Below are 24,315 nucleotides of genomic sequence, written 5' to 3'. Positions count from 1 at the left end.
TTGAAAGGTTCAAGGGGCAGGAATGTTGCCGGCAAGAACCGCCGAGTAAGCGGCGGCATCGATGTTGCCGCCAGAGATTACGCATACGATGTTGCCCCTGGCATGTTGGCTCGTCAGCGCCGCAGCCAGCGAAGCTGCCCCCGCGCCCTCGGCGACGACCTTGGACTTGGCGAACAGCAGCCGCATAGCCTCGGTGACCTGCATCAGGCTGACTGACACCGCGCCGTCGATCAGCTCGCGCGCGATGGGCCACAGCTGCGGCACAAGCGACGGCCCGCCGATGCTCTTGATGAAGGAAGGGCGCGTCTCGATGTCGACGATGCGGCCAGCCGCAAGAGCCGCCGTCACAGGGGCGGCGTTCTCGTCCTCGACGGCGAAGACTTTTGCCTCGGGTCGCAAGGCCTTGACGGCGCTCGCCACGCCCGTGGTCATCGAGCCACCGCCATAAGGCGTCAGCACGACGTCGACCTCGGGCAGGTCCTCGACAATTTCCATGCCGATGGAGCCGTTGCCCGACAGCACCGCCTGGTCCGACACCGGGTTGATCAGAAGCTCCGGAAATTCGGGCCGGTCAGCGCCGATGATGTATTGCCACCATGTTTCCATCGAGATGAAGCGGACTTCGCCGCCGAGCCGACGCACGCCATCGATCTTTGTCTGCGGCGCGCCCGCATACATGTAGGCTGCCATCGGCACGCCGAGCCTGTTGGCAGCCCAGGCCATGCCATAAGCCATGTTGCCGGAGCTCGTGGTGGCGACACCCCGGGCGAGCGTCTCGCGGTCGCGTGACAGAAGGGCGTTCAGCGCCGGCCGCAGCTTGAACGCGCCGATCGGTGACAGCGTCTCGAGCTTGAGGAAGATCTGCCGGTCGGGCAGGCCCAGATCGAGGCGGACCAGCGGCGTTCGCGGAACATGAGAGGCGATTCGGGCGCGGGCGGCGCTGATCTCGTCCAGAGACGGGCGATAGGGGGCTGTCATTCGGCGGCCGAGGGTGTTCTGAGGCTGCCGGCGCGGGCGGCGTGTCTGCTGCCGCTGTAGTCCTCGGTGTGGACATAGACATGCAGCGTGTAGCCGATGTGATCGATCATCAACGCCTTGGCCTTTTCGAGGTCGCGGTCGAGCGCGGCCTCCATAAGGGCGGTGTGCGGTCCGATCGACTGCGCCTCGCCAAGGGCTGCCATTGCCTCTTCGTAGCCCTGCTTCTGGCCTGCGGCCGCGCGCAAGGTTGGTGCCAGTCCTAGGAACCTGTGATGGCGCCGAAGCTGGTCGGAGATTGTCGAGCGGAAGCGCAGCAGCCAGTTCGACGTGGCGGCACTTAGCAGCGCCGAGTGGAACGCCTCGTGCTTCTCGTCCCAGTCATCGACGGAGGCATCGGAAGGATCCTCGACTGCGGTCTTGCAGCGCGACAGGCGGTAATGCGCGGTAACCACAGCCTCTTCCCAGTCGCTGCCACCCTTCTCGATCGATTCCAGCAGAAGCGGCAGTTCGACCACCATCCTGGCTCGCGCCAGATCTTCCAGCTCGTGGCGTGAAACCGAAGCCACGGTGAAACCGCGATTGGAAATCGCCGTCACCAGCCGTTCAGCCTCAAGTCGCGACAATGCCTCGCGCAGCGGCGTCCAACCAACGCCATAGGCCGTGCGCAGTGCGCTCAGCTTGAGCGGAGCTCCCGGCATCAGCCGGGTGGTCAGGATGTCTCGGCGCAGCAGCCGGTAGGCTGCTTCCGTTTTGGTCGAATGCTCGTCATCCTGCATCGTGATCCGTCCCTGTCTCTGCAAAAAATTATATATCATGGAGGCTCATGGCAAGAATTATATATAATGTTTGACAGAGCCCTCCGGACTGCTCATGATTGCCTCCATGCCGCCGCTAAGGGGTGCGGCGCAGTCAATCTGGGAGGAATCGATGAGAAACTTGAAATCCGGTCTGATGTCGGGCCTGGTTCTGGCCGGCGCGCTTGCCGTCAGCCTTGGTGCAGCCGTTGCCGACCCGATCAAGATCGGTGTCGCCAATTTTGGCGAACACCCGCAGCTCAACGCCGCCGTCGCCGGCTTCAAGAAGGCGCTGGCTGACAATGGCTATGTCGACGGCAAGGACGTCGTCTTCACCGAAAGCCACACCAATTTCGACGCGTCGCTGGTTCCCCAGATGATCGCCAAGCTGCAGGCCGAACAGCCCAAGCTGATGTACACCGTCACCACCCCGGTCTCGCAGATCGCCAAGAAGGCGCTCGCCGGCTCGGGTATCAACATCGTCTTTTCGGCTGTGACCGACCCGGTCGCCGCCAAGCTGGTCCCGTCGTGGGAAGCCGGCGACGAAGGCATGACGGGTGCTACCGACCTGCAGGACGTCAAGGCGGTGATGGAATTCACCAAGAAGCTGCTGCCGAACGCCAAGCGTTTCGGCGTGCCCTACAATCCGGGTGAAGCCAACGACGTCGCTCTGGTCGAGAAGATCAAGGAAGCAGCGCCTGCCGCTGGCTTCGAAGTGGTCGAAGTGGGTATCGACAACGTCAACGACATCCAGCAGCGCATCGCTTCGCTCGCCGGCAAGGTCGACGTGATCTACGGCCCGACCTCGAACCTGATCCAGCCGGCTATCCCGGCCGTTGCCGCCGCGGCCCGCCAGGCTGGCATTCCGGTCGTCAATGCCGACGACAATGCAGTCCGCGACGGTGTCGTGCCTGCCAGCTTCGCGGTGAACTACGAGCAGGTTGGCATCAACGCCGGCAAGATCGCCGCCGAAATCCTGAAGGGCAAGGACCCCAAGACCATCGCGCCGTCGCGCCCGGCCTATGAGGACCATGCCGCGACGATCTCGAAGAAGGCCATGGCCGCCTTCGGCATCGAGATCCCCGCGTCGCTCGCTGATTGCGGCTGCATCGTCGACTAATACTCGACTTCGTCAAAACTGGTAGCGGCGTCTGGCGCATCGGCCCAAGAGGCACGATGCGCAGGTTCAGAAACTTGGAGCGCCCTGGCGCTCCAAGGCGCCGTTACCTTTTCCGGGAGGGACGGATGCTCGAAATCCGATCTGCACGTAAAGTTTTCTACAAGGGCCAGGCCGACGAAAAAGTCGCGCTGGACGGCCTCAGCCTCAAGCTCGCCACCGGTGAATTCGGCGTCGTCATCGGCTCCAACGGTGCCGGCAAGAGCAGCATGCTCAATGCCATTTCGGGGGCGCTGGTGCTCGATTCCGGCCAGATCCTGATCAATGGTGACGACGTCACCGGCATGCCCGTTCACAAGCGCGCCATTCGCCTGGCTCGCGTTTTCCAGGATCCGATGAAAGGCACCGCCGCCTCGATGACGGTCGCCGAAAACATGCTGCTCGCAGATCTGCGCAGCAAGAAACGTACCTTGCGCCAGGGGCTCAATGCTTCACGCCTCGCGGCCTACAAGGAGCGTCTGGCACTTCTCGGCCTCGGTCTCGAAAATCGCCTGGACACCCGCGTCGAACTGCTTTCGGGGGGGCAGCGCCAGTCGCTGTCGCTGATCATGGCGGTCGGCGGCTCTCCGGATCTGCTGCTGCTCGACGAGCATACTGCGGCACTCGATCCGCGCACCGCCGACATCGTCATGCAGGCGACAGTGCGTGCCGTCGATGCCTTGAAGCTCACCACTTTGATGGTGACGCACAACATGCAGCATGCCGTCGATTTCGGTCACAGCGTCATCATGCTGGATGCCGGCAAACTTCGGCTCGAAATCTCCGGCGAGGAAAAGGCCAAGGTCACGGTTGTCGACCTGATCGGCCATTTCTCCGTGAAAACCGACCGCATGTTGCTGGCGAGCTGATCATCATGGACTTTATCCAGACCGTTTTCACGAGCTTCGTCTCGCTCATTCCCGTCACCCTGGCGCAGAGCCTGATCCTGGCATTTGTCGTGCTCGGCATCATGATTCCGTTCCGTACCCTCAATTTCCCCGACCTCACCAGCGAAGGCGCATTCCCGCTCGGCGGCTGCGTCTGCGGCGTGCTTCTGGCGGCTGGTGCTTCTCCGCTGACGGCGCTTGCCGTGGCGCTGATCGCCGGTTTCCTCGCCGGCTGCTGCACCGCCTTCATCCACCTGCGCTTCCGCATCCACACACTGCTCGCCGGCATCCTGATGATGACGATGCTGTACAGCATCAACCTGCGCATCATGGGCAAGTCGAACCTGTCCGTGTTCGGCGCGCCGACGGTTTTCGACTGGGCGCCCTTCGTCCAGCCCGGCTTTCCGGCCGCCAAGATCATCGTTGCCGGTCTCATTGGCGCGATCGTCTTCATCCTGCTCAACATGTTCTTCAAGACCGAGAAGGGCACCGCGATCCGCGCCGTCGGCGCCAATCCCGACATGGCCGAAGCGCAAGGCATCAATGTCTGGGTCGCCACCATCGGCGGCGTCGGCCTCGCCAGTGCGTTCTCGGCGACCAGCGGCGCGCTGATGGTGCAGAGCCAGGGCTTTGCCGACGTCAATATGGGCCTCGGCATCCTGATCAACGGCCTTGCCGCGCTGATGATCGGCGAAGCCATCGTCGGCAAGCAGACTGTGCTGCGCCAGCTCGCTGCCCCGTTCGTCGGCGCTGTCGTCTACTACCAACTGGTCTCGTTCTGTCTCGCCGCCGGCATGCCGCCCCCCGATCTGAAGCTCGCCACCGGCCTGTTCGTGCTCGCCATGCTTGCACTTCCAAGCCTGCGTCGCAGCCGGGGCCCGGCACAAGCACGCGAAACCGTTCGCGAATAATCAAGGATAGCCCGCATCATGACTGCATTTCCCGATCTCGCCGCTGTCGAGGCGATGGACGCTGTCGACCCGCTGCGTTCGATGCGTGATCGCTTCATCCTGCCGGAAGGAGTGATCTATCTTGACGGCAACTCTCTGGGCGCCGCGTCGCATGCTGCCTTCAGCGAGCTCCAGGCAGCTGCCTCCAAGGAGTGGGGGCAGGATCTGATCCGCGCCTGGAACACCGCCGGCTGGTTCGACATGCCGACCGAGCTGGGCGACCGCATCGGCCGCCTGATCGGTGCTGCACCTGGCCAGACGGTTGTCTGCGACACCACGTCGACCAACATCTACAAGGTGCTGCATGCAGCCCTTGCGATGCGACCCGACCGTTCGGTCATCGTCGCCGAAGGCAACAGCTTCCCGACCGATCTCTACATGGCGGAAGGCGTTGCCTCGACGCGGGCCGGTGCCGTGCTCCGGCTCGAGGGCGTCGATGCGCCAAGCATCGAAGAGCTGATCGACGACAAGGTTGCGGTGGTTCTCGTCAACCACGTCAACTACAAGTCGGGCGAGCTGCGCGACATGGCGGCGCTGACCAGAAAGGCCCAGGCGGCAGGTGCCCTGATCGTCTGGGATCTCTGCCACTCGGCAGGTGCCCTGCCGGTTGATCTCGACGGTGCCAATGTCGATTTCGCCGTTGGCTGCACCTACAAGTATATCAATGGCGGTCCCGGCGCCCCGGCCTTCATTTACGCCGCCACGCGTCACCTCGCCGACGTTCAGCAACCGCTGAGCGGCTGGTGGGGACATGCCAGACCCTTCGCCTTCGAGCAGGGTTATGCGGCGGACGCCGGCATTCGCCGGTTCCTGTGCGGTACCCAGCCGATCCTGACCATGCGGGCGCTCAAGGGCGCGCTCGATGACTGGGACAACGTCGACATGGCAGCGCTGCGCAAGAAAAGCATTGCCCTGACCGACCTGTTCATCCAACTGGTAGAGGTCAGGTGCGGCGCCTACGGCCTCAAGCTTGAAAGCCCGCGCGACGGCACGAAGCGCGGCAGCCAAGTCTCGTTCGAGCACGACAACGCCTATGCCATCATGCAGGCGCTGATCGCGCGCGGCGTCATCGGCGACTTCCGCGCACCGGCTACGGTGCGCTTCGGCTTTACGCCGCTCTATGTCGGCTTCAAGGACGTCTGGCAGGCGGTCGAGATCCTCGAAGACATCATGCGGACCGGCGCCTGGAAGGAAGCCCGTTTTGCCGTCAAGTCGGCAGTGACCTGATCTCAGGTCGAATGGAAACGAAAAGGGCGGCAGATGCCGCCCTCAGACTGCTGACGAACCCCGTCGAATTTCGGCGGGGTTTTGTTTTGTGGGTTGATTGAGCTTTTGGATTGATTTCGGGGGGCAGATGCCAGTGCCGTTGCGAGCCCGCTTTGGCCTCATGCGAGGCTTGGTTTTGGCTTTGGCCAGAGGCTGATTGCGATCTTTTTCATGTTCTGGGCGGCGGCTGCGATCAGGCACTGGCAGGCGACGCGTGTTCGCCCTCGGAAGCGGGCATAGCGATGGCCGAAGAGCTGCTTGGCATCGGCGAAGGATCGCTCGACCGTCTCCTTGCGGCGTCGATAGATCGCCTTGCCCCATGCGGTTAAGCGGTTGGCATCGACCCGCTCGCGGACATCCTGCCAGACATGGCGCGTGATGGTGCGCTCGGCCTTGGCGTTTGATGTGCAAGACGCCAGCAGCGGACAGTTGCGGCATATCGTCGGGTCGCTCCTGTAGTGGCGATAACCGCCGCGATCGGTGGTGGCGTAAGTGAGCAACTGGCCCTGCGGGCAACGATAGCCGTCAAGGTCCGGCTCATGGACGAAAGCGCCCTTCCTCATCTTGCCAGGCTTTGGCCGGGTCGGGTTGCGATAGCCGACGACACCGTGGATGTTCCTGTCCTCCAGGCCCTTGGCGATGCCTGGCGTGGCATAGCCGGCATCCAGCCCCGCCGCCGTGACGTCGAAGCCGAAACGCTCCACCTGGCGGTCGAGCCGGTCGAGATAGACGATCGAGTCATGCACGTTGGCCGGCGTGGCAAACGTGTCGGTGATGATGCCGAAGCCGCCATCCACCGTGCGGTGATCGAGATAAAAGAAGCCCTTCGGCTTGCCCTCGCGCACCATATAGCCAGCCTCAGGATCGGTGCGCGAGACCTTCGTCTCTTTCACCGCAGGCTGCCGCTCCTGCTCCTTCAGCGCCTTCTGGCCGTGCAACGCCCGTTCGGCATCGATCGCCCGGTCGAGCTCGCCCCAGTAGTCGGCACGCGACTTGGCGACCATGGCAAGGTCGTACTTGCCCTTGTTGGCATTGGCCTTCAGGTGCGTGCTGTCGGTGTAGAGCACCGTGCCGTCGACCAAGCCTGCCCCGATCGCCTGCTCGACAATGCGGTCGAAGATCGCCTGCGCGATCGTCTCGTCCTGGTAGCGCCGGCGTCGGTTTTGCGACAATGTCGAGGCGTCCGTCAGCTTCAGCCGCAGGAACCACCGGTAGGCGACATTGACCTCGATCTCTCGCACCAATTGCCGCTCCGAGCGCACCCCGAACAGGTAGCCGATGAACAGCGCCTTGAACATCAAGGTCGGATCAAGTGGCGGGCGACCATTGTCGGCGCAGTAAAGCGGCGCTGTCAGATCGTGGATGAACGAGAAATCGATAACACCATCGATCTTGCGCAGAAGGTGATCAACTGGAACCAGTTGATCGAGCGTGACGATCTCAAGTGCGGTTTGTTCAGGGCCGGCTCGCTTCAACATCACCCACTGAATCACAAACCCCCAACTCTCGCCAGGGGTTTGTCAGCAGTCTGAGGGCGGCAGATGCCGCCCTTTTTCATACACCGAGATAGCGGTCCTGGATGTCAGGCGTCAGCCGGTCCGGCGTGCCTTCGAATACGGTCACGCCCTTCTCCAGCACGAAGCAGCGGTCGGCCACCGGCAGCAGCTCCGACAGCGTCTTGTCGACAACCAGGATCGACTGACCCGCAGCCTTAAGCTTGCGGATCGCCGCCCAGATGTCCTGACGGATGACGGGTGCAAGACCCTCGGTCGCCTCGTCCAGAATGAGCAGGCTGGGATTGGTCATCAGCGCGCGGCCAATCGCCAGCATCTGCTGTTCGCCGCCCGAGAGCGTGTTGGCATACTGGTCGCGGCGTTCGCCGAGGCGTGGAAACAGCTCGACGACTTTTTCCAGTGTCCACTCGCTGCCGCGCGCTGCGGCAAGCAGGTTTTCCAGAACGGTCAGGTTGGGAAAGCAGCGCCGTCCCTCCGGAACCAGACCCAGGCCGAAGCGGGCGATGCGATGTGGACGCATGCCGGCGACCTGGCGGCCGGCGAAGCTGATTGAACCGGAGCGCGGCTTCGCCAGGCCGAGAATGGAGTTGATCGTCGTCGTCTTGCCCATGCCGTTGCGGCCCATGAGCGCCACGACCTCGCCCTCCTTGACGTCGAGCGAGACGCCGAAGAGCGCCTGCGATGCGCCGTAGAAGGTTTCGACGCCTTTGAGTTCGAGCAGGCTCACGCGGCTTCTCCGAGATAGGCCCGGCGGACTTCGGGGTCGTTGCGGATCTGGTCGACAGTGCCGGTGGCAATGACGCGGCCGTAGACAAGCACGGAGATTCGGTCGGCGAGGGCGAAGACGGCATCCATGTCGTGCTCGACCAGCAGGATCGGCGCTTCATGGCGCAGACCGTCGAGGAACCTGGTCAGCGCTTTCGAGCCCTCCGGACCCATGCCGGCCATCGGTTCGTCGAACAGGAAGGCCTTTGAGCCGAGCGCCAGCGCAATTGCGATCTCGAGCTGACGGCGTTCGCCATGCGACAGCTCGGCAGCGGGCAGGTGGGCGCGTCCGGCGAGACCGACGCGCTCCAGCATCGCCATTGCCGGTTCGGTCAGGCTCTTGTCGCTCATGACAGGGCGCAAGAATCGGAAGCTCGTGCCCTGGCGTGCCTGCACCGCCAGCATGACGTTGCGCAGGGCGGAAAACTCCTGCGCCAGCGACGAGATCTGAAAGCTGCGGCCGAGGCCGAGACGGGCGCGCGCGGCCATGTCGAGCCCGGCCATGTCCTGGCCGAGGAAGCGGATGCTGCCGCTGTCCGGCCGCAACGAGCCGGAAATCTGGTGGATCAGCGTGCTCTTGCCGGCGCCGTTGGGCCCGATCAGCGCGTGGATCTCGCCGGGCCTGAGTTCAAGGCTGACGCCATCTGTCGCCTTCAGGGCGCCGAAGGTCTTGCGGAGGTCGCGGATTTCGAGGATCGGCTCAGCCATGACGCGCCTTTCCGGCCAGCAGACCGAGCAGCCCGCCGCGGGCAAACAGAACGACACCGAGCAGGATCAACCCAAGGAAGAACTGCCAGCGTTCGGTGATGCCGCCAAGGGCGAATTCGAACAGGACATAGAGCATGGCCCCGGCGACGGGTCCGAACAGCCGGCCCTTGCCACCCAGGATGATCAGCACGATCAGTTCGCCCGACATATGCCAGGACAGCATGGAGGGGCTGACGAATTTGTTGAGGTCGGCAAACAGCGCGCCGGCGAGGCCGGTGACCATTGCCGAGATCGCGAAGGCAACCAGCCTGATGTTGAATGGAGCGATGCCGACAGCGGACAGCCGCGTTGCGTTCTGCCGGGCCGCCTGCAAGGACGCGCCGAAGCGCGAGCCGCGCAGCAGCCAGAACAGACCGAGCGCCAGCATCAGAACTGCATAGCAGATCAGGAAATAGGACAGCGGCTGGGCGGTGTTCACACCGGGGAATTCGTTGCGCACATAGATCGAAAGCCCGTCCTCGCCACCATAGGCCGGCCAGGACACGGCGAAGTAGTAGATCATCTGCGCGAAGGCGAGCGTAATCATGATGAAGTAGACGCCCGCGGTGCGCAGGCTGATGGCGCCGATCGGCAAGGCGATCAGGCCGCAGACGAGAACAGCGACAAGCCAGATGATGGGCATCGATGCGGTGCCGGGGATACCGGCGAACAGCGGCACGCCGTCAAAGGCATGGGTGGCGAGGATACCGGCAGCATAGCCGCCGAGGCCGAAGAAGGCGGCGTGGCCAAACGACACCAGCCCGCCAAGGCCAAGTGCGATGTTGAGGCCGACGGCGGCGAGCGCCAGGATGGCGATGCGCGTTGCGAGCGTGATGTAGAACGGCTCGCCCATCGTCTGCGCCACCAGCGGCAAGCCGAGCAAAAGCAATGCGAGGCTGACGTTGACGATGGTTTCGGGGGTCATGATGGGTGCGTTGGTCATGACGTCCTCACGACTGCGTCGCAAACAGGCCGCTAGGCCTGAAGGCAAGGATGAGCGCCATGACGATGTAGATCAGCATCGAGGCAAGTGCTGCACCTATCGGGCCGGCCTGGGCGGCGGGGATCATCAGCGCCAGAGCCTTGGGCAGCAGGAAACGCCCCATGGTATCGACGACGCCGACCAGGATGGCGCCGAACAAGGCGCCCTTGATCGAGCCGATGCCACCGATGACGATGACCACGAAGGCGAGGATCAGCGCCGGCTCGCCCATGCCGACCTGCACCGACTGCAATGCGCCGACGAGCGCGCCGGCAAGACCGGCCAGTGCAGCGCCAAGTGCGAAGACGACGGTGTAAAGGGTGCGGATATCGACGCCGAGTGCGGCGATCATCTCGCGGTCGGACTCGCCGGCGCGGATACGCATGCCGAGCCGCGTCCGCGAGATCAGCACATACAGGCCCAGTGCTACCACCACACCGACGCCGATGATGGCGAGACGGTAGAGCTGGTACTGGCCGCCGCCGGGCAGGGGGACTGCGCCTTGCAGCAGCGGCGGAATGTCGAGATAGAGCGGGAACGAGCCGAACAGCCAGCGCGTGCCTTCGGAAAAGATCAGGATCAGCGCGAATGTCGCCAGCACCTGGTCGAGATGGTCGCGGTCATAGAGGCGGCGTATGACCGTCACTTCGATGATTGCGCCGGCCGCTGCCGCAGCAACGAGGCTCGCCGCCAGGCCGATCCAGAACGAGCCGGTGGCAGCCGCGACCGCAGCACATGCGAAGGCGCCGATCATGTAGAGCGATCCATGGGCGAGGTTGATCAGGCCCATGACGCCGAAGATCAGCGTCAGGCCGGCGGCCATGAGGAACAGCATCACCCCGAGCTGCAGCCCGTTGAGAAGTTGCTCGAGGAGCAGTGCTATGGACAAGGGGACGCTTTCGCTGGCTGGATTGTCGTTTCAGTGTGGCGGGACGCCTACAACTCTTCAAATGCGCTGCTGAGGGAATTCGACCCCCACTCCGGGTTGCTTCGCAAACACCTCTCCCCCGTTCGACGGTGGAGAGGAAAAGCCGCTGCGGCTTGGCTCCTTTCCTCTCCCCTTATGAGGAGGAGAGGTGCCGAGCGCCGCGAGGCGGAGTGGGGGTCGGACGCTTCGTTACAAGGCTGGCCTGCAACGAGCGGGCCTGAACCCATCCTACATCTTGCACTGGTCGGCGTAGGCGTCCTTGTGGTGCTCGAAGGCAGTGGCGACGATCTTGTTGGTCAGCACGTCGCCTTCCTTGATCACTTCACGCACGTAGATGTTCTGCACCGGGTGGTTGTTGGTGTTGAAGGTGAACTCGCCGCGCACCGACTTGAAATCGGCGGCCTTGAGTGCTGCGCGGAAGGCATCCTTGTCCTTGACGCTGGCCTTGCCGAGCGCCGAGAGGATCAGGTTTGCCGTATCCCAGCTCTGGGCGGCATAGACCGAGGGCAAGCGCTTGTATTCGGCCTGGAAGGCCTCGACGAACTGCTTGTTGGCCTCGTTGTCGAGATCCTTGGACCAGCTCGCCGAGTTCTTGACGCCGAGGGCTGCGTCGCCGACCGCCGGCAGTATGTCCTGGTCGAAGGAGAAGCCCGGGCCCATGACCGGAATGTTCACGCCCGACTGGGCGTACTGCTTCATGAACGAGATGCCCATGCCGCCGGGCAGGAAGAAGAACACCGAGTCGGCGCCGGAATCGCGGATCTGGGCGATCTCGGCGGCGTAGTCGGTCTGGCCGACCTGGGTGTAGACTTCGCCGGCCAACTCGCCCTTGTAATAGCGCTTGAAGCCGGTCAGCGAATCCTTGCCGGCCGGATAGTTGGGCGCGAGGATGAAGGTCTTCTTGTAGTCCTTGTTGGCGTACTGGCCCATCGCCTCGTGGAAATTGTCGTTCTGGTAGGCGACGTTGAAATAATTCTTGTTGCACTTGGCGCCGGCGAGCGCCGACGGGCCGGCGTTGGGCGACAGGTAGATGACGTCCTGCGCCACAGCGTTAGGCACCACGGCCATTGCGAGGTTCGACCAGATGATGCCGGTCAGCAGGTCGACCTTGTCGCTCTGGATCATTTTTTCGGCGAGCTGGACGGCGATCTCGGGCTTCTGGGCATCGTCCTCGACGACCAGCTCGACATCCTTGTTGCCGGACTGCTTCATGGCCAGCGCAAACGCGTCGCGCATGTCGACGCCGAGGCCCGCACCGCCGCCCGAAAGCGTGGTGATGACGCCGATCTTCACCGGTTCGGCATAGGCAAGGCCGGATGCCGCCAACGAAAGTCCGAAAATTCCTGCCGCAATGATTTTCTTCATTAGGTTACTCCTCCCAAGTGTTCCCGATTATTTGATTTGAAGTCCTAGAGCCGGGTGCGAACTTTCCAGAGTTCGGGAAACAGTTCAACCTCCAGCATCTTCTTCAGATACGAGGCGCCAGACGTGCCGCCGGTGCCACGTTTCATACCGATGATACGCTCGACCGTGGTGACATGGTTGAAGCGCCAGCGCCGGAAGTAATCCTCGAAATCGACAAGCTTCTCGGCCAGCTCGTAGAACATCCAGTGGCGTTGCGGATCGCGATAGATCGCCTGCCAGGCGACGAGCACTTCTTCGCTTTCGCTGCGCGTTTCGCGCCAGTCGGTGCGCTTGCCGTCGGCGCCGATATCGAAGCCGTTGCGACCAAGCAGCAGGATCGCCTCGTCATAGAGCGAAGGTTGGGCGAGAACCGCCTCGAGCTTTTCGCTGAGTTCGGGCTGGTGGGCGTGCGGGCGCAACATGGCTGTGTTGCGGTTGCCGGCCATGAACTCGATGGCGCGATACTGCCAGGACTGGAAACCCGAGGACTGCCCGAGCGAGTCGCGAAATTCGGTGTATTCGCTCGGCGTCATCGTCCTGAGCACATCCCAGGCGCTGTTGAGCTGCTCGAAGATGCGCGACACGCGGGTCAGCATCTTGAACGAGGGCTCAAGCTTGTCGGCACGAATCGAGCGGATCGCCGAGCCGATCTCGTGCAAAGCGAGCTTCATCCACAGCTCCGACGTCTGATGCTGGATGATGAACAGCATCTCGTCATGGGCGGTCGACAGCGGCGCCTGAGCGTCGAGGATCTTTTCGAGATGCAGATAATCGCTGTAGGACATGCGGTCCTTGAACGACATCTGCGCGCCCTCGACGGAGGGATCGTAAGGCTTGCTCAATTCATCTTCTCCGCACGCAACCGGAAGCGCTGGATCTTGCCGGTCTGGGTCTTGGGCAGGGCGTCGATGAACTTCACCGAGCGCGGGTATTTGTAAGGCGCGATCGTTGCCTTGACGTGATCCTGAAGGCGCTTGACGGTCGCGGCGTCGGCGGCGACGCCGGCAACCAGCACGACATAGGCCTCGACGATCTGGCCGCGTTCGCTGTCAGCCGCGCCGATGACGGCGCATTCGGCGACTTCGGGGTGCGAGAACAGGGCGGCTTCAACCTCGGGACCGGCGATGTTGTAGCCGGCGCTGACGATCATGTCGTCGGAACGCGCGGCGAAGTGGAAGAAGCCGTCGGTGTCCTGGATGAAGGCATCGCCGGTCAGGTTCCAGCCGTCGCGGACATATTCGAGCTGCCTGTCATCGGACATGTAGCGGCAGCCTGTCGGGCCACGCACGGCAAGCTTGCCGACAGTGCCGCGTGGCACCTCGTTCATGTCGCCGTCGACGACCCGCGCTTCATAGCCGCCGACCGGCTTGCCGGTGGAGGCGGGTTTCATGTCCTCGAAGCGGTTGGAGATGAAGATATGCAGCATCTCGGTGGCGCCGATGCCGTCGAGGATCGGCTTGCCCGTCTTGGCCAGCCATTCCTCGAACACCGGCCCGGGCAAGGTCTCGCCGGCAGAGACCGCGACGCGCAGCGACGACAGGTCGGCGCCTTCGTCCATGGCCTTCAGCATGGCGCGATAGGCGGTCGGCGCGGTGAACGAGATCGTCGCCTTGTAGGTCTCGATGATGTGGATCATGTTCGGCGGCGTTGCCTGCTCGAGCAGGGTCGCGGCCGCGCCGAAGCGCAATGGGAAAATGGCCAGGCCGCCAAGACCGAAGGTGAAGGCCAGCGGCGGCGAGCCGACGAAGACGTCGTCGGAGGTGACCGAAAGCACCTCCTTGGCATAGGCGTCGGCGATGATCAGCAGGTCGCGATGGAAATGCATCGTCGCTTTCGGCACGCCCGTGGTGCCCGAGGTGAAGCCGAGCAGGGCGACGTCGTCGCGGCCGGTCTTGACCGCTTCGAAGATGACGGATTTGTCGAGCGCGACCCGGTCGAGTTCGGCGTCATGGTTGGCGGTGCCGTCGAAGCCGATCACCTTGGTCAGGAAGGCGCTGTCCTTGGCGCAGGCGATCATCTCGTCCATCAGGCGCGTGTCGCACAGCGCAATCGTGATCTCTGCCTTGTCGACGATCTTGGCGAGCTCACCGGCGCGCAGCATAGGCATGGTGTTGACGACGACAGCACCTGCCTTGGTCGCGGCCAGCCAGCAGGCGACCATTGCCGGGTTGTTGGCCGAGCGGATCAGCACCCGATTGCCGGGCTTGACGCCGTAGTTTTCGACCAGCGCATGCGCCAGTCGGTTGGTCCAGTCGGACAGCTCCTTGTAGGTGCGGCGGCGGCCGTTGCCGATCAGCGCGGTGTGGTCGCCCAGGCCTTTTTCGACCAGGCGATCGGTCAGCTCGACGGCCGCATTGAGGTGCTCGGGATAGTCGAAGCCGTCGAGCAGAAAGGTCGGCCACTGGTCCTGGGGTGGCAGGTTATCGCGCGTGAAGGTGTCAATATGCGCTGACGGTCCAAGCATTCTGCGGCTGTCCCCTACCTGCTCATCGGCATGACGGAAGCGCCATGCGTGCGTTGGAATGCGTTACTTCGGGGGAAGGTGCTGCGCCGCAACGGGTAGCCGTTCGGCACAGGCCGCGGCTATGCGAGATCGACATGCGATCGGCGTCTGGCACAGCGAGACCTCCCACGTTCTCGACTGATGGCTGAGAATTGCACCGGACCAAAATTATTTCAAGCATAAAGTTTCTGCCGCTGGCCCATTGACGCAATCCGGCACGCTGGCCATTGCTATGCGCCTGGATTGCTGCCGCCTTGGAGGGATGCCCGTATGCTCGAACGCCATATCGCCGATTGGGACAACGCCTACAGCAATGGCGCCAACATCGCCGGCGGCGACCGTTGGCCTGCTGCGTGGGTGGAACCGGCGCAATCGTTTCGTGACGTCCTGTCGGCAGCTGATAGGGCGCAACTCGACATCGTTTATGGCGACAGGCCGCGCAACCGGTTCGACCTGTTCCTGCCTGAAGGCACGCCGAAGGGGCTCGTCGTCTTCGTCCATGGCGGTTACTGGATGGCGCTCGACAAGAGCTACTGGTCGCATCTCGCCAAGGGTTCCATCGACAGCGGCTACGCGGTGGCGATGCCGTCCTACAGCTTGTGCCCGGAAGTCAGGATCGGCGATATCGTGCGCGAGGTCGGTGCGGCGATCGGCAAGGCAGCCGCGTTGGTCGAAGGCCCGATCATGCTGACCGGTCATTCCGCCGGCGGACACCTCGTGTCGCGCATGGTCGCGGCTGCTTCGCCGCTTGCGCCCGATGTGCAGTCTCGTATCCGTCATGTCGTTTCGCTCTCGGGAGTTCATGATCTCAGGCCGCTGATCAACACCGGCATGAACAAGACGCTCCACATCGACGAGACCGAGGCGCTGGCTGAAAGCCCGGCGCTGCTGCGGCCGGTGGACAACGTCCGAATCACCTGCTGGGTCGGCGGTGGCGAGCGCGCCGAGTTCCTGCGCCAGAACGCATTGCTTTCCAATATCTGGACCGGGCTTGGCGCCACCACCGCTACAGTGGTCGAGCCCGACCGGCATCACTTCAGCGTCATCGACGGGCTTGCCGACAAGGATCATGCGCTGACAAGGACCTTGCTCGGCTGAACATGCGCGGATGATACCGACGCGGCCGAAGATGATGTCGATGGCCGTAGCGCGCACATCGTCGGTTCAGTTTCCGCGACCCCGTTGGCAATGTGCTGGTGGCCTCTGTCCACGAGGGGCAGTGCCGTCCAATTGGCGGTCCCATGCAGGGCTTGCCGCGTCCGGGGCGATTGCACAAGCTGCCCTGTTTGTCCGTGTCCAATGATCCTATCTATTTGAAAATCAATATATTTTATGGCCGATCGCATGATTGCGATTGACAAGCCTCGGCATCCCTGAGTAGCGTCCGCCTCGGAATCGGTTCCGCCGAGAGGCGGATGAAAAGGGAACACGGTGAGGCCGAAGGCCAAATCCGCGACTGCCCCCGCAACTGTAACCGTTGAGCCTCTTCCATCATGCCACTGAACGCATTCGCGCGTTCGGGAAGGCGGAAAAAGGCTGTGACACGGAAGTCAGGAGACCTGCCCGTTCCAGTCACCCATGCTTGTCCACGGGGTGTGGTCAGGCGCGGTCGCTCGTGGCGGTGACATCGAAAGTGTTGCCGCATGCGGAAGGCCGTCGGGTCAATCTTGTCCCAAAGTCTGCCTGCCGACCTGTCTTGCCTGCGGTTTGGAAACCGGGTGCGATCCTTGTCGCGCCCCCCAAACCATTTGAGGGCAGAAATGCAGAGACTTATCCTGGGCATCGGCGCGATCATGCTGGCCATCCCGACACCATCCAGCGCGCAGCAGGCGCCCGCTGCAGGCGGCGTGACCGTGCTGCCGCGCCTGGTCGTTACGCCGCTGCGCCGCGAAACCGCGCTTGTTCGCCCGACGTCGTCGGCCACAGTGATCGACGAGGAAGAATTGCGAAAGTCCGCGGCAGCAGACCTGCCGTCGTTGCTGAAGCACTATGCCGGCGTTTCGATCATCGGTTATGGCGGCCAGGGGGCCTCGTCCAATGTCTATCTGCGCGGCATGTCGGCCGGCCAGACGCTGGTGCTGGTCAATGGCGTCCGCAGTTCATCGGCGACCAGCGATACGAGCTCGATCTTCAACATTCCGCTGTCGTCGATCGAGCGTATCGAGATCGCCAAGGGACCGCACTCAGCGCAGTATGGCTCCGATGCCATCGGCGGTGTCGTCAACATCATCACCAAACAGGGCGGCCAGTGTGACGACGGCCGTAACGCCTGCGGCAGCATCACCTCGGGCTTCACGCATCCTTGGGGTGGCTATCTCTCAGGCGATCTGCGCGGACGCACCGAGGACGGCATCGATTACTCCGTCGGTGGCTCCATCCTCGGCACGCGCGGCTACGACTTCACCACGCCGCTGGCCTGGGGACATGAGCCTGACGACGATGGCTTCCTGCAGGGCTCGCTCAGCGTCGCAGCCGCCAAGGAGTTTGGCTGGGGCCGCTATATGCCGATGGCCTGTTTGCCCGGGGCCGCAGCCAGTACGATGCCTCCCCGCCTTCCGCCAATGAAGTTGACACCGACACCTTCGCCGGCAGGATCGGCGCACGGGTGAAGCATTCCGACAGCTGGAGCTCGACCGTCGAACTTTCCGGCAACCTCGACTATTCGACCAATGTCCGTGACAGCGTCGTGGGCAGCAGCGAATTCGACACCAGGCGCTACGGCATCTTCGCGTCGACGGAAAAGTCCTTTGAAACAGGTGAAGTCAGGCATGTCCTGGTCGGCGGCGCCGAGGCCTATCGCGAGGAGGTGGCTTCGACTGTCGATTTCGGTGTCGGCTCGCGCGACCTCGTGGCGGTGTTCGGCCAGTACTCGCTCGACTATGGCGCGCTGACGATCGACAGCGGTCTGCGCTACGATCACAATGAACAGTTCGGAGGCGCCACCACCTACAACATCGGTGCCAGCTACGAGCTCGTTCCCGAGCTTGTGGCGCGCGCCTCGTACGGCACCGGCTTCCGGGCGCCGACCTTCAGCGACCTCTATTACCCCAACTACTCCAATCCCAACCTGAAGCCGGAGAAGTCGCGGTCCTATGAGATCGGCATCAACTGGCGTCCAAGCGAGGGGACCGAGCTTGACGTCGCCTTCTACCAGACCTGGCTGACCGACGCGATCGCCTCCAACCCGCCGACCTACCTGCCGTTCAATGTCGCGCGCGCCAAGGTGACCGGTATCGAGGCCAGCCTGTCGCATGCGTTCGACGAGCGCTGGAGTGGCAAGGTTTCGATCGACTACCGCTCGCCGAAGAATGAGGACAACGGCCGCTACATTCCCTATCGCGATCGCTTCAAGGCGGCCGCCGAGGTGAGCTTTGCCGCGACCGACAGCCTCGACCTCACCGCCAAGCTGCTCTACGGCGCGGCGCGCTACGCCAATGCCGCCAACACCATCAAGCTGCCGGACTATGTGACGGTGGATTTCGCCGCCAACTACACGTTCGACGAGCGGGCGAGCCTGAAGTTTTCGGTCGAGAACCTGTTCAACGAACACTATTCGACCGTCACCAACTATCGCGCGCCGGGCCGAAGCTTCAATCTGAGCTTCACGCGTGTGTTCTGATGCGAGGTAACATGCCCACCAATCGTCTCAGCTGCGCTCGGTTTCGAGCGTGGCTGTCCGCTCTCGCGGGGCTGGCCGCGTTGTCATCAGCACCGGCAGCCGCCGGGCCGCCGAAACGCGTCGTGTCGATGAATGTCTGCACCGACCAGCTGGCGATGCTTCTGGCGGCCGAGGGGCAGCTGCATTCAGTGTCTTATCTGGCAAGCGATCCCAACACGTCGGTGCTGGCCGATCGGACCAACGGCTTTGCCGTCAATCATGGCCTTGCCGAGGAAGTGTTTCTGATGCAGCCTGACCTGGTACTCGCCGGAGCCTACACGACACGGACGACGGTTGAGTTGCTGAGGCGCCTCGGCATCCGGGTCGAGGAATTCGCGCCGGACAGCTCCATTGCCGACATCAGGGCCAACATCCTGCGCATGGGAGAGGTCCTGGAGCGGCGCGAAGAAGCGGCAAAACTTGTCGCCGCGCTTGATCGTGGCGTCGCCGAATTGGGCAAGGAAAGCGCCTCGGGCAAGACCGTCGCGACCTACTACGCCAACAGCTACACCTCGGGCACTGGAACGCTCGTCGACGAGATCGTCAAGCTTTCCGGACTGGTCAATATTGCAGACAAGCTCGGGCTCAGCGGCACGGCGCGGTTGCCGCTGGAGATGCTGGTGCTGGCCAAACCAGATTTGGTCGTCGGTGGCGGCGAAGACTATGGCGTCCCGGCACTCGCCCAGGAAAACTTCGTCCACCCGGCCTATCGGGCGGTCTCCGGGCAGGGCAGGGCGGTGGCGGTGCCGTCGCGATACACCATTTGCGGCGCGCCGTTTACACTTGAAGCCGCCCGCCTGCTGCGCGATGCCGCCGAGGGGGACGCCAAGTGAGTGACATGTCCCGCTACAGGCTCGTGTTTGCCGTTCTTGCCATCCTGGCCACCATTCTGTTCCTGCTTTCGCTCACCGTCGGTCCGGCGGGCCTCGGCTTCGGCGACAGCATCGCTGCATTGTTTTCCGACAAGGCCGGCGCCATCGAGCTGATCATGCGTGAGATCCGCCTGCCGCGCGCGCTGCTCGGTCTGATGGTCGGTGCTACACTCGGGCTTTCCGGTGCGGCACTTCAAGGCTATCTGCGCAATCCGCTGGCCGAGCCGGGCCTGATCGGCGTCAGCGCTTCAGCTTCGCTGGGCGCGGTGATCGCCATCTATTCCGGCCTGACGATTGTCTTCCCGCTTGCCTTGCCGCTGTCGGCATTGGCTGCCGCCGTGCTCGCCGTCGTCGTGGTCCAGGCACTTGCCGGCCTGCGCGGCAGCACCTTGACCATCATCCTGGCAGGTGTCGCCGTGTCGAGCTTTGCCGGCGCGATGACTTCGCTGGCGCTCAACCTGTCGCCCAATCCGTTCGCCGCGCTCGAGATCATGTTCTGGATGCTCGGCTCGCTGACCGACAGGTCGATGACCCATGTCTGGCTCGCCTTGCCGTTCATGCTGGTCGGCTGGGCGATGCTGGCGGCGCTCGGCCGGGCGCTCGACGCGTTGACGCTTGGCAACGAGACGGCAGCCAGCATGGGCATCGACATGCGCCGCGTGCAGTTGCTGGCCGTGTTCGGCACGGCGGCCTCCGTCGGTGCCGCAACGGCGGTGTCGGGTGCCATAGGGTTCGTCGGCCTCGTCATCCCGCACATGCTGAGGCCGCTTGTCGGCGCGCGCCCGTCGCGGCTGCTGCCGGCGAGCGCCTTGGGCGGGGCCTGCATGCTGCTTGCCGCCGACATTTTGGTCCGGCTGATCGCGCCCGGCCGCGACCTCAAGCTCGGCGTTCTGACCGCAATCGTCGGCGCGCCGTTCTTCCTGTGGCTTGTCTATCGCACGAGAAGGAAGCTTGCCTGATGCTGCTCGATGTTCAAGATCTCAGGGCGTCGCTCGGCGGCCGGCCGGTGCTCAACGGCGTGTCCTTTTCCGTCATGGCGGGTGAGTTTGTCGGCCTTATCGGCCCGAACGGAGCCGGCAAGTCGACCTTGCTGCGCGCATTGCTCGGACTGACACCGGCAGACGGCGCAATCGCGTTGGGTGCGCTCGCCGCCGCTCATGTCCCCGCGAGGGAGCGCGCTCGGCATATGGCCTACGTTGCGCAGGAGCGCGAGATCGCCTGGGCCGTGCCGGTCGAGATGCTGGTCGGCCTCGGTCGCTCGCCCCATCGGCCAAGTTTCGCCTCGCTCGCCCTTGCCGACCGCAACGCCATCGACGCCGCAATGCGCAAGATGGAAGTCGACAGCTTTCGGGACCGCGCTGCGACCGAGCTTTCGGGTGGCGAAAAGGCGCGTGTGCTGATCGCCCGGGCGCTGGCACAAGAGACGCCGCTGCTGCTCGCCGATGAACCGACATCGGGCCTCGACCCGTCGCACCAGATCACGCTGATGCGCCTGTTTGCCGATCTCGCGAGCAGCGGACGAAGCGTCGTGGCTTCGCTGCACGACCTCGGGCTCGCCGCCCGCTGGTGCACCCGACTGCTGCTCATCGACGCCGGCAGGATCGTCGCCGACGGCCCGCCTGATGAAGTGCTGACCGCCCAAACCCTGCGCGACGTCTATGGCGTCGAAGCCTTCTTCGGCAAGACAGCGGGCGGGCTGGTTGTCCAGCCGCTCGATCTCGTTGCCGTCGATACCGGAGCACGACCATGAGTTACCTCGAGCAGCTGCTGCGTCACCACCTGACCGACTGGCGCAGTGGATGGAGCATGGGCGCGTTTGGCGCCATTGCCGAGTTCCATCAGGATGACGGCGAGGTTGCGGTGATAGACGACACTCACCTGCTGACCCGGGCTACCCGGCGGGGCGGTATTCGTGTCGATCGCGGCACGTTGAGCGAACTGGTGCCTGTCGCCTACGAGGCGCTCAGTCCGAAGCGGCATCGCTGGAGCCAGGCGGTGGCGTTGTGCCTTCCTGAAACCAAGGCGCGGCGCGGCAGCAGGAGCGTGCTGAGTGAGATCGGGCCGGACGATCACGCGATCCGGGGTATCGACCGCACCGGCATCCTGTTCGACATGGGCCTGTCCTTGCCGCAATGCGACTTCTGCATCCGCACCAGCGAGCCAAAGCTGCTGGCCGTCTTGCGCGCCAATCTCGGCCGTTCGCTGTTCGAGCATGGCAATGAGGCGATGCCGGCGATCCTTGCGGTCCATCCGCATCGGATCGCCTTGACCAATATCGGCCGTGTCGAGGTCTACCAGAAGATCGGTGGACCCGACACGGGCGGGGTTTCTCCCGAGGGACCGCATACACATCTGCTGCCGAAGCTTCTGAAGGGAGGCCGCACGCATTCGGCCAACACGCCGATCCCATCTGGCCTGTTGCCAGTCGGCTCGCTGCATCCGGGCAATCCGGTCATCGATCCGCTGGGCAAGGACCGGCCGTTCGACCTGACCCTGCATAGCGAGTTTCAGGAATTGATGAGCCGTTTCGGCACCGCCGAGGCTCTCGCCGGCAAGGCCTATGTCGACGACGCGCTGGAGACGGGCAGGGAGCTCGACGCCGGCCAGGCGCCTGCCGGGCGCCATGCCCGGGCTGCGTTGCGTGTCGCGCTGCGACAGAAGGTCCGTCTGGCCGAGTGCCTGGGAGATGAAGCACGCCGCCAAAGGATCACGACCTGGCAAGCCAGCTTCGAGCAATCGGAGCCGGAGGCGGAGGACGACGACGCGCCGGGCCACGCGGCCTAAGGCTTCGGTGCGCAAACTCATGCCTGTCGGCGAAGGCTCCGGCCGTCGCCGACAGAGCAAAATTCGGGGCCAAACTAAACTTGATATTAATAGTCATGTTTTATATGGTCCGGTTGTGCTCGGGACAGGACGGCCGCAACGGCCACCGTCGGCACGATGGGACCAGGTCGTGGCAATAGCTCTTTCGGCAATGAATGTTGGGACGCATCGGATCAGCAGGCTGGGTCAGCGTGCGACCAGCCAAGCTGTCGAACTGACGCGGGCCGAGCTTCATCAATTGGTCTGGTCACGGCCGATGACCGAGATCGCCGTGCAGCTTGGCGTGCGCGACCAGCAGGTGGCGCAGGCCTGCGATCGTCATGACATAGCTCGCCCACAACCTGGGCATTGGCAGAAACTGCAATACGGCAAGGGTGTCGAGCCCAAGCCGCTTTCGACCGAATCCTATGCCGCGGAAGAGCCGGTCGTCATCGCTGGTCGCGAGACTTTTCCGCGCATCCGCGACAACGAGCTTGCGCCAGGGGTCAGCAGGTCATGATGCATGTCAACCCCTTCAAGGATGCCGGCGAGGCGCAGGGCGATGGGATGCGCCGATATCGCGAGACGTTCGCCGAGGTCGAAGCGCTGGGCGCCCAGGTTCGCCGGGCAAGGCGTCAGGCTGATCTGAGCCTGAAGCGCGTCAATGCCGTGCCGGAACCCCACAGTGTGGGCAATGCCGTTTTCGCGGTTGAGCTGGAGCGCCACCGCGCCGACCGCGAGACGATGTTCGAGGCGATGCGCAAGCTAGACGCAGCGCGCCGGGCGCTGCGGGCAATCGCCTCCGATTTCGTCTTGGAACAGGACAAGACCGCCGCGGCAGATCTACGCCGTCCTGCCTGAGGAAGGGCCGGACTGTCGCGGGACAACATATCAGATGGAGACTATCGAGTGTCAAAGATGGCCGAGATGGAACGCCGCAGTGAAGAGGCGTCGGCGCATATCCGCGCAACGATCATGAATGAGTTTTGCGAAGTCATGCACAAGACAGGCCTGTCTCCGATTGCGGTGATGCGGCTAGCCGCGCAGGCGGTCGGGTCGATCTATCGCGAAGTGGCCGACGTTCATGCCTGCCCCGATGGCTGCCATTGCGGCTGGCGGCCTCATGAAGTGTCCGACATCGAGGTTCTTGGTGCTGCCCTTGCGGCCGCGTGCCGGCAACATCGGCGCAGTCACGATCTGCGGTTGATGCGGGTCATCGGCAGCGCATGACCCGCGTTGCGGGCGCTCCTGCCTTGGGGCGCTCCTTTACCGGACAGTCTGCCTCAGCCCAGCCAGCGCCTCCTGCACGTCGGCCCGTGCTTCGCTGGCTTCGGGCCAGACGGCGTAGACCGGATAGGTAAATTCGGGCGCGCCTTCGACGGTTTCCAGCTCGCCCGCGGCGATCAGCGGGGCAACCACGCCCTTGCGGAAGTAGCCCGTTCCGCCGGCGCGCAGGATGTAGCTCAGGCCGAGCGGGCCGAGACCGACGACAAGTCCGGGCTCGCCAAACGCCGTCGAGCTGGCATCGTGCTGGGCGGCGAACAGCGGCCCCCAGTCGACATAGACATAGGTGTCGGCCTCCGGCCTGCCATTGCCGGGCAAGGTCCTGACCAGCACGAGCTGCTCTTCCTGGAGGATCTCGACCTTGAAGCCGGGCAAAAGCTTCGGCGCATAGAGCACGGCGATGTCGAGCACCCCGTTCCTGAGCTGGTCGAGCAACTGGTCCGGCACGCCGACATGGGCGTGAACGGCAATCTCGGGCCTGGCTTTCTTCATCCACACCAGCCAGTCGAGCAGCAGCGGGTTCCACAGGCTGAGCTCGCCTCCGAGCGCGACGACGCTTGTCCGCCCGGAGGGGATGGCCAGTTGGTAGCGGGCGCGCTCCCAGATCTGGACGAAGGATTGGGCGAAGCGCTCGAACTCGCGGCCGGCCGGGGTCAGTTGCGCGCCGTTGCGATTGCGAACGAACAGTTGGCGGCCGAGCTCGTCCTCGAGCGTACGGATGCGGGCGCTGACGGTCGTCTGGGTGACATGGAGCCGGTCGGCGGCCCTGAGGAAGCTGCCGCAATGAACGATCTCGAGAAACGTGCGGGCGCGGTCGATATCCAT

25 protein-coding genes and 1 riboswitch are annotated in these 24,315 nt (G+C 63.7%); of the genes, 14 read left to right on the top strand and 11 right to left on the bottom strand.

What is annotated here, in order from left to right; all coding sequences use genetic code 11:
• Positions 1–9: 9 nt before the first annotated feature.
• Positions 10–978, bottom strand: coding sequence for a threonine/serine dehydratase (locus IG197_RS28055; RefSeq protein ID WP_192320338.1), 969 nt, complete (start codon positions 976–978; stop codon positions 10–12).
• Positions 975–1,754: a GntR family transcriptional regulator gene (locus IG197_RS28050; protein ID WP_192320336.1), complete on the bottom strand. Its 780-nt coding sequence runs from the start codon at positions 1,752–1,754 to the stop codon at positions 975–977. The genes IG197_RS28055 and IG197_RS28050 overlap by 4 nt, the downstream gene beginning before the upstream one ends.
• Before the next feature lie 151 nt (positions 1,755–1,905).
• On the opposite strand from IG197_RS28050, the gene IG197_RS28045 reads away from it, so the two are divergent.
• The 4 genes from IG197_RS28045 to kynU all read left to right on the top strand — a co-directional run bounded on the left by IG197_RS28045 (position 1,906) and on the right by kynU (position 5,992).
• Positions 1,906–2,892 carry an ABC transporter substrate-binding protein gene (locus IG197_RS28045; protein WP_067967750.1) on the top strand — a complete coding sequence of 329 codons (987 nt, stop codon included), beginning with the start codon at positions 1,906–1,908 and terminating at the stop codon, positions 2,890–2,892.
• Positions 2,893–3,017: 125 nt separating this feature from the next.
• Positions 3,018–3,797, top strand: coding sequence for an ABC transporter ATP-binding protein (locus IG197_RS28040; RefSeq protein ID WP_182574334.1), 780 nt, complete (start codon positions 3,018–3,020; stop codon positions 3,795–3,797).
• Between the two features lie 5 nt (positions 3,798–3,802).
• A complete protein-coding gene (locus IG197_RS28035) occupies positions 3,803–4,726 on the top strand; it encodes an ABC transporter permease (RefSeq protein WP_182574335.1) in 924 nt (307 codons plus the stop codon).
• A gap of 18 nt (positions 4,727–4,744) precedes the next feature.
• Positions 4,745–5,992, top strand: a complete 1,248-nt coding sequence (gene kynU / locus IG197_RS28030; protein WP_192320334.1) for a kynureninase — start codon at positions 4,745–4,747, stop codon at positions 5,990–5,992.
• A 158-nt stretch (positions 5,993–6,150) separates the two neighbouring features.
• On the opposite strand, the gene IG197_RS28025 is transcribed toward kynU, so the two are convergent.
• The 8 genes from IG197_RS28025 to IG197_RS27990 form a co-directional block, all read right to left on the bottom strand.
• Positions 6,151–7,509 (bottom strand): IS1182 family transposase, encoded by a 1,359-nt coding sequence (locus IG197_RS28025; protein ID WP_192320333.1) that lies wholly within the window; start codon positions 7,507–7,509, stop codon positions 6,151–6,153.
• 76 nt (positions 7,510–7,585) lie between these two features.
• On the bottom strand, positions 7,586–8,272 hold the full coding sequence (locus IG197_RS28020) for an ABC transporter ATP-binding protein (protein ID WP_182574337.1): 687 nt from the start codon (positions 8,270–8,272) through the stop codon (positions 7,586–7,588).
• Positions 8,269–9,018, bottom strand: a complete 750-nt coding sequence (locus tag IG197_RS28015; protein ID WP_067967763.1) for an ABC transporter ATP-binding protein — start codon at positions 9,016–9,018, stop codon at positions 8,269–8,271. Before IG197_RS28015 ends, IG197_RS28020 begins: the two co-directional genes overlap by 4 nt.
• Positions 9,011–9,982, bottom strand: a complete 972-nt coding sequence (locus tag IG197_RS28010) for a branched-chain amino acid ABC transporter permease (protein ID WP_192320633.1) — start codon at positions 9,980–9,982, stop codon at positions 9,011–9,013. The genes IG197_RS28015 and IG197_RS28010 overlap by 8 nt, the downstream gene beginning before the upstream one ends.
• Before the next feature lie 25 nt (positions 9,983–10,007).
• A complete protein-coding gene (locus IG197_RS28005; RefSeq protein WP_067967767.1) occupies positions 10,008–10,928 on the bottom strand; it encodes a branched-chain amino acid ABC transporter permease in 921 nt (306 codons plus the stop codon).
• 267 nt (positions 10,929–11,195) lie between these two features.
• A complete protein-coding gene (locus tag IG197_RS28000) occupies positions 11,196–12,332 on the bottom strand; it encodes an ABC transporter substrate-binding protein (RefSeq protein ID WP_192320331.1) in 1,137 nt (378 codons plus the stop codon).
• 44 nt (positions 12,333–12,376) lie between these two features.
• Positions 12,377–13,213: a tryptophan 2,3-dioxygenase gene (gene kynA, locus IG197_RS27995; protein ID WP_256441270.1), complete on the bottom strand. Its 837-nt coding sequence runs from the start codon at positions 13,211–13,213 to the stop codon at positions 12,377–12,379.
• Positions 13,210–14,835: an AMP-binding protein gene (locus IG197_RS27990; protein ID WP_067967773.1), complete on the bottom strand. Its 1,626-nt coding sequence runs from the start codon at positions 14,833–14,835 to the stop codon at positions 13,210–13,212. The genes kynA and IG197_RS27990 overlap by 4 nt, the downstream gene beginning before the upstream one ends.
• Before the next feature lie 309 nt (positions 14,836–15,144).
• Here IG197_RS27990 and IG197_RS27985 point away from each other — a divergent pair, with 309 nt between their 5' ends.
• The 10 genes from IG197_RS27985 (at position 15,145) to IG197_RS27945 (ending at position 23,436) form a co-directional block, all read left to right on the top strand.
• Positions 15,145–15,972, top strand: a complete 828-nt coding sequence (locus IG197_RS27985; RefSeq protein WP_192320329.1) for an alpha/beta hydrolase — start codon at positions 15,145–15,147, stop codon at positions 15,970–15,972.
• A 281-nt stretch (positions 15,973–16,253) separates the two neighbouring features.
• Positions 16,254–16,456, top strand: a riboswitch (cobalamin riboswitch).
• Positions 16,457–16,634: 178 nt separating this feature from the next.
• Positions 16,635–17,483, top strand: coding sequence for a TonB-dependent receptor (locus IG197_RS36915; RefSeq protein ID WP_371746579.1), 849 nt, complete (start codon positions 16,635–16,637; stop codon positions 17,481–17,483).
• Positions 17,387–18,493 carry a TonB-dependent receptor domain-containing protein gene (locus tag IG197_RS36910; protein WP_371746591.1) on the top strand — a complete coding sequence of 369 codons (1,107 nt, stop codon included), beginning with the start codon at positions 17,387–17,389 and terminating at the stop codon, positions 18,491–18,493. The genes IG197_RS36915 and IG197_RS36910 overlap by 97 nt, the downstream gene beginning before the upstream one ends.
• Before the next feature lie 11 nt (positions 18,494–18,504).
• Positions 18,505–19,365: an ABC transporter substrate-binding protein gene (locus IG197_RS27975; protein ID WP_192320327.1), complete on the top strand. Its 861-nt coding sequence runs from the start codon at positions 18,505–18,507 to the stop codon at positions 19,363–19,365.
• A 5-nt stretch (positions 19,366–19,370) separates the two neighbouring features.
• Positions 19,371–20,363, top strand: a complete 993-nt coding sequence (locus IG197_RS27970) for a FecCD family ABC transporter permease (RefSeq protein WP_371746590.1) — start codon at positions 19,371–19,373, stop codon at positions 20,361–20,363.
• A complete protein-coding gene (locus tag IG197_RS27965; RefSeq protein ID WP_371746589.1) occupies positions 20,360–21,154 on the top strand; it encodes an ABC transporter ATP-binding protein in 795 nt (264 codons plus the stop codon). Before IG197_RS27970 ends, IG197_RS27965 begins: the two co-directional genes overlap by 4 nt.
• Positions 21,151–22,188 carry a hypothetical protein gene (locus tag IG197_RS27960; RefSeq protein ID WP_192320321.1) on the top strand — a complete coding sequence of 346 codons (1,038 nt, stop codon included), beginning with the start codon at positions 21,151–21,153 and terminating at the stop codon, positions 22,186–22,188. The genes IG197_RS27965 and IG197_RS27960 overlap by 4 nt, the downstream gene beginning before the upstream one ends.
• A gap of 295 nt (positions 22,189–22,483) precedes the next feature.
• On the top strand, positions 22,484–22,726 hold the full coding sequence (locus tag IG197_RS27955; protein ID WP_067967793.1) for a hypothetical protein: 243 nt from the start codon (positions 22,484–22,486) through the stop codon (positions 22,724–22,726).
• The gene (locus tag IG197_RS27950; RefSeq protein WP_192320320.1) at positions 22,723–23,067 is read left to right on the top strand and encodes a hypothetical protein; all 345 of its coding nucleotides are present in this window, start codon (positions 22,723–22,725) and stop codon (positions 23,065–23,067) included. The genes IG197_RS27955 and IG197_RS27950 overlap by 4 nt, the downstream gene beginning before the upstream one ends.
• Before the next feature lie 57 nt (positions 23,068–23,124).
• Positions 23,125–23,436: a hypothetical protein gene (locus tag IG197_RS27945; protein ID WP_192320318.1), complete on the top strand. Its 312-nt coding sequence runs from the start codon at positions 23,125–23,127 to the stop codon at positions 23,434–23,436.
• Positions 23,437–23,472: 36 nt separating this feature from the next.
• On the opposite strand, the gene IG197_RS27940 is transcribed toward IG197_RS27945, so the two are convergent.
• A complete protein-coding gene (locus IG197_RS27940) occupies positions 23,473–24,315 on the bottom strand; it encodes a LysR family transcriptional regulator (RefSeq protein ID WP_192320316.1) in 843 nt (280 codons plus the stop codon).

The organism is Aminobacter sp. SR38 (assembly GCF_014843375.1).
Lineage (GTDB): Bacteria > Pseudomonadota > Alphaproteobacteria > Rhizobiales > Rhizobiaceae > Aminobacter > Aminobacter ciceronei.
This window is presented reverse-complemented; position numbering and strand designations above follow the sequence as displayed.

Excerpts from the sequence above, each read along its gene's own strand:
- IG197_RS27990 (WP_067967773.1), bottom strand. The coding sequence starts at position 14,835 with ATGCTTGGACCGTCAGCGCATATTGACACCTTCACGCGCGATAACCTG.
- IG197_RS28010 (WP_192320633.1), bottom strand. The coding sequence starts at position 9,982 with ATGACCCCCGAAACCATCGTCAACGTCAGCCTCGCATTGCTTTTGCTC.
- IG197_RS27955 (WP_067967793.1), top strand. The coding sequence starts at position 22,484 with ATGACCGAGATCGCCGTGCAGCTTGGCGTGCGCGACCAGCAGGTGGCG.
- IG197_RS27950 (WP_192320320.1), top strand. The coding sequence starts at position 22,723 with ATGATGCATGTCAACCCCTTCAAGGATGCCGGCGAGGCGCAGGGCGAT.
- IG197_RS28035 (WP_182574335.1), top strand. The coding sequence starts at position 3,803 with ATGGACTTTATCCAGACCGTTTTCACGAGCTTCGTCTCGCTCATTCCC.
- IG197_RS28050 (WP_192320336.1), bottom strand. The coding sequence starts at position 1,754 with ATGCAGGATGACGAGCATTCGACCAAAACGGAAGCAGCCTACCGGCTG.
- IG197_RS27945 (WP_192320318.1), top strand. The coding sequence starts at position 23,125 with ATGGCCGAGATGGAACGCCGCAGTGAAGAGGCGTCGGCGCATATCCGC.
- IG197_RS28000 (WP_192320331.1), bottom strand. The coding sequence starts at position 12,332 with ATGAAGAAAATCATTGCGGCAGGAATTTTCGGACTTTCGTTGGCGGCA.
- IG197_RS27960 (WP_192320321.1), top strand. The coding sequence starts at position 21,151 with ATGAGTTACCTCGAGCAGCTGCTGCGTCACCACCTGACCGACTGGCGC.
- IG197_RS27975 (WP_192320327.1), top strand. The coding sequence starts at position 18,505 with ATGCCCACCAATCGTCTCAGCTGCGCTCGGTTTCGAGCGTGGCTGTCC.
- IG197_RS28015 (WP_067967763.1), bottom strand. The coding sequence starts at position 9,018 with ATGGCTGAGCCGATCCTCGAAATCCGCGACCTCCGCAAGACCTTCGGC.
- IG197_RS28040 (WP_182574334.1), top strand. The coding sequence starts at position 3,018 with ATGCTCGAAATCCGATCTGCACGTAAAGTTTTCTACAAGGGCCAGGCC.
- IG197_RS27985 (WP_192320329.1), top strand. The coding sequence starts at position 15,145 with ATGCTCGAACGCCATATCGCCGATTGGGACAACGCCTACAGCAATGGC.
- IG197_RS28025 (WP_192320333.1), bottom strand. The coding sequence starts at position 7,509 with ATGTTGAAGCGAGCCGGCCCTGAACAAACCGCACTTGAGATCGTCACG.
- IG197_RS36915 (WP_371746579.1), top strand. The coding sequence starts at position 16,635 with ATGCAGAGACTTATCCTGGGCATCGGCGCGATCATGCTGGCCATCCCG.
- kynU (WP_192320334.1), top strand. The coding sequence starts at position 4,745 with ATGACTGCATTTCCCGATCTCGCCGCTGTCGAGGCGATGGACGCTGTC.
- IG197_RS28055 (WP_192320338.1), bottom strand. The coding sequence starts at position 978 with ATGACAGCCCCCTATCGCCCGTCTCTGGACGAGATCAGCGCCGCCCGC.
- IG197_RS27970 (WP_371746590.1), top strand. The coding sequence starts at position 19,371 with ATGTCCCGCTACAGGCTCGTGTTTGCCGTTCTTGCCATCCTGGCCACC.
- IG197_RS27940 (WP_192320316.1), bottom strand. The coding sequence starts at position 24,315 with ATGGATATCGACCGCGCCCGCACGTTTCTCGAGATCGTTCATTGCGGC.
- IG197_RS28045 (WP_067967750.1), top strand. The coding sequence starts at position 1,906 with ATGAGAAACTTGAAATCCGGTCTGATGTCGGGCCTGGTTCTGGCCGGC.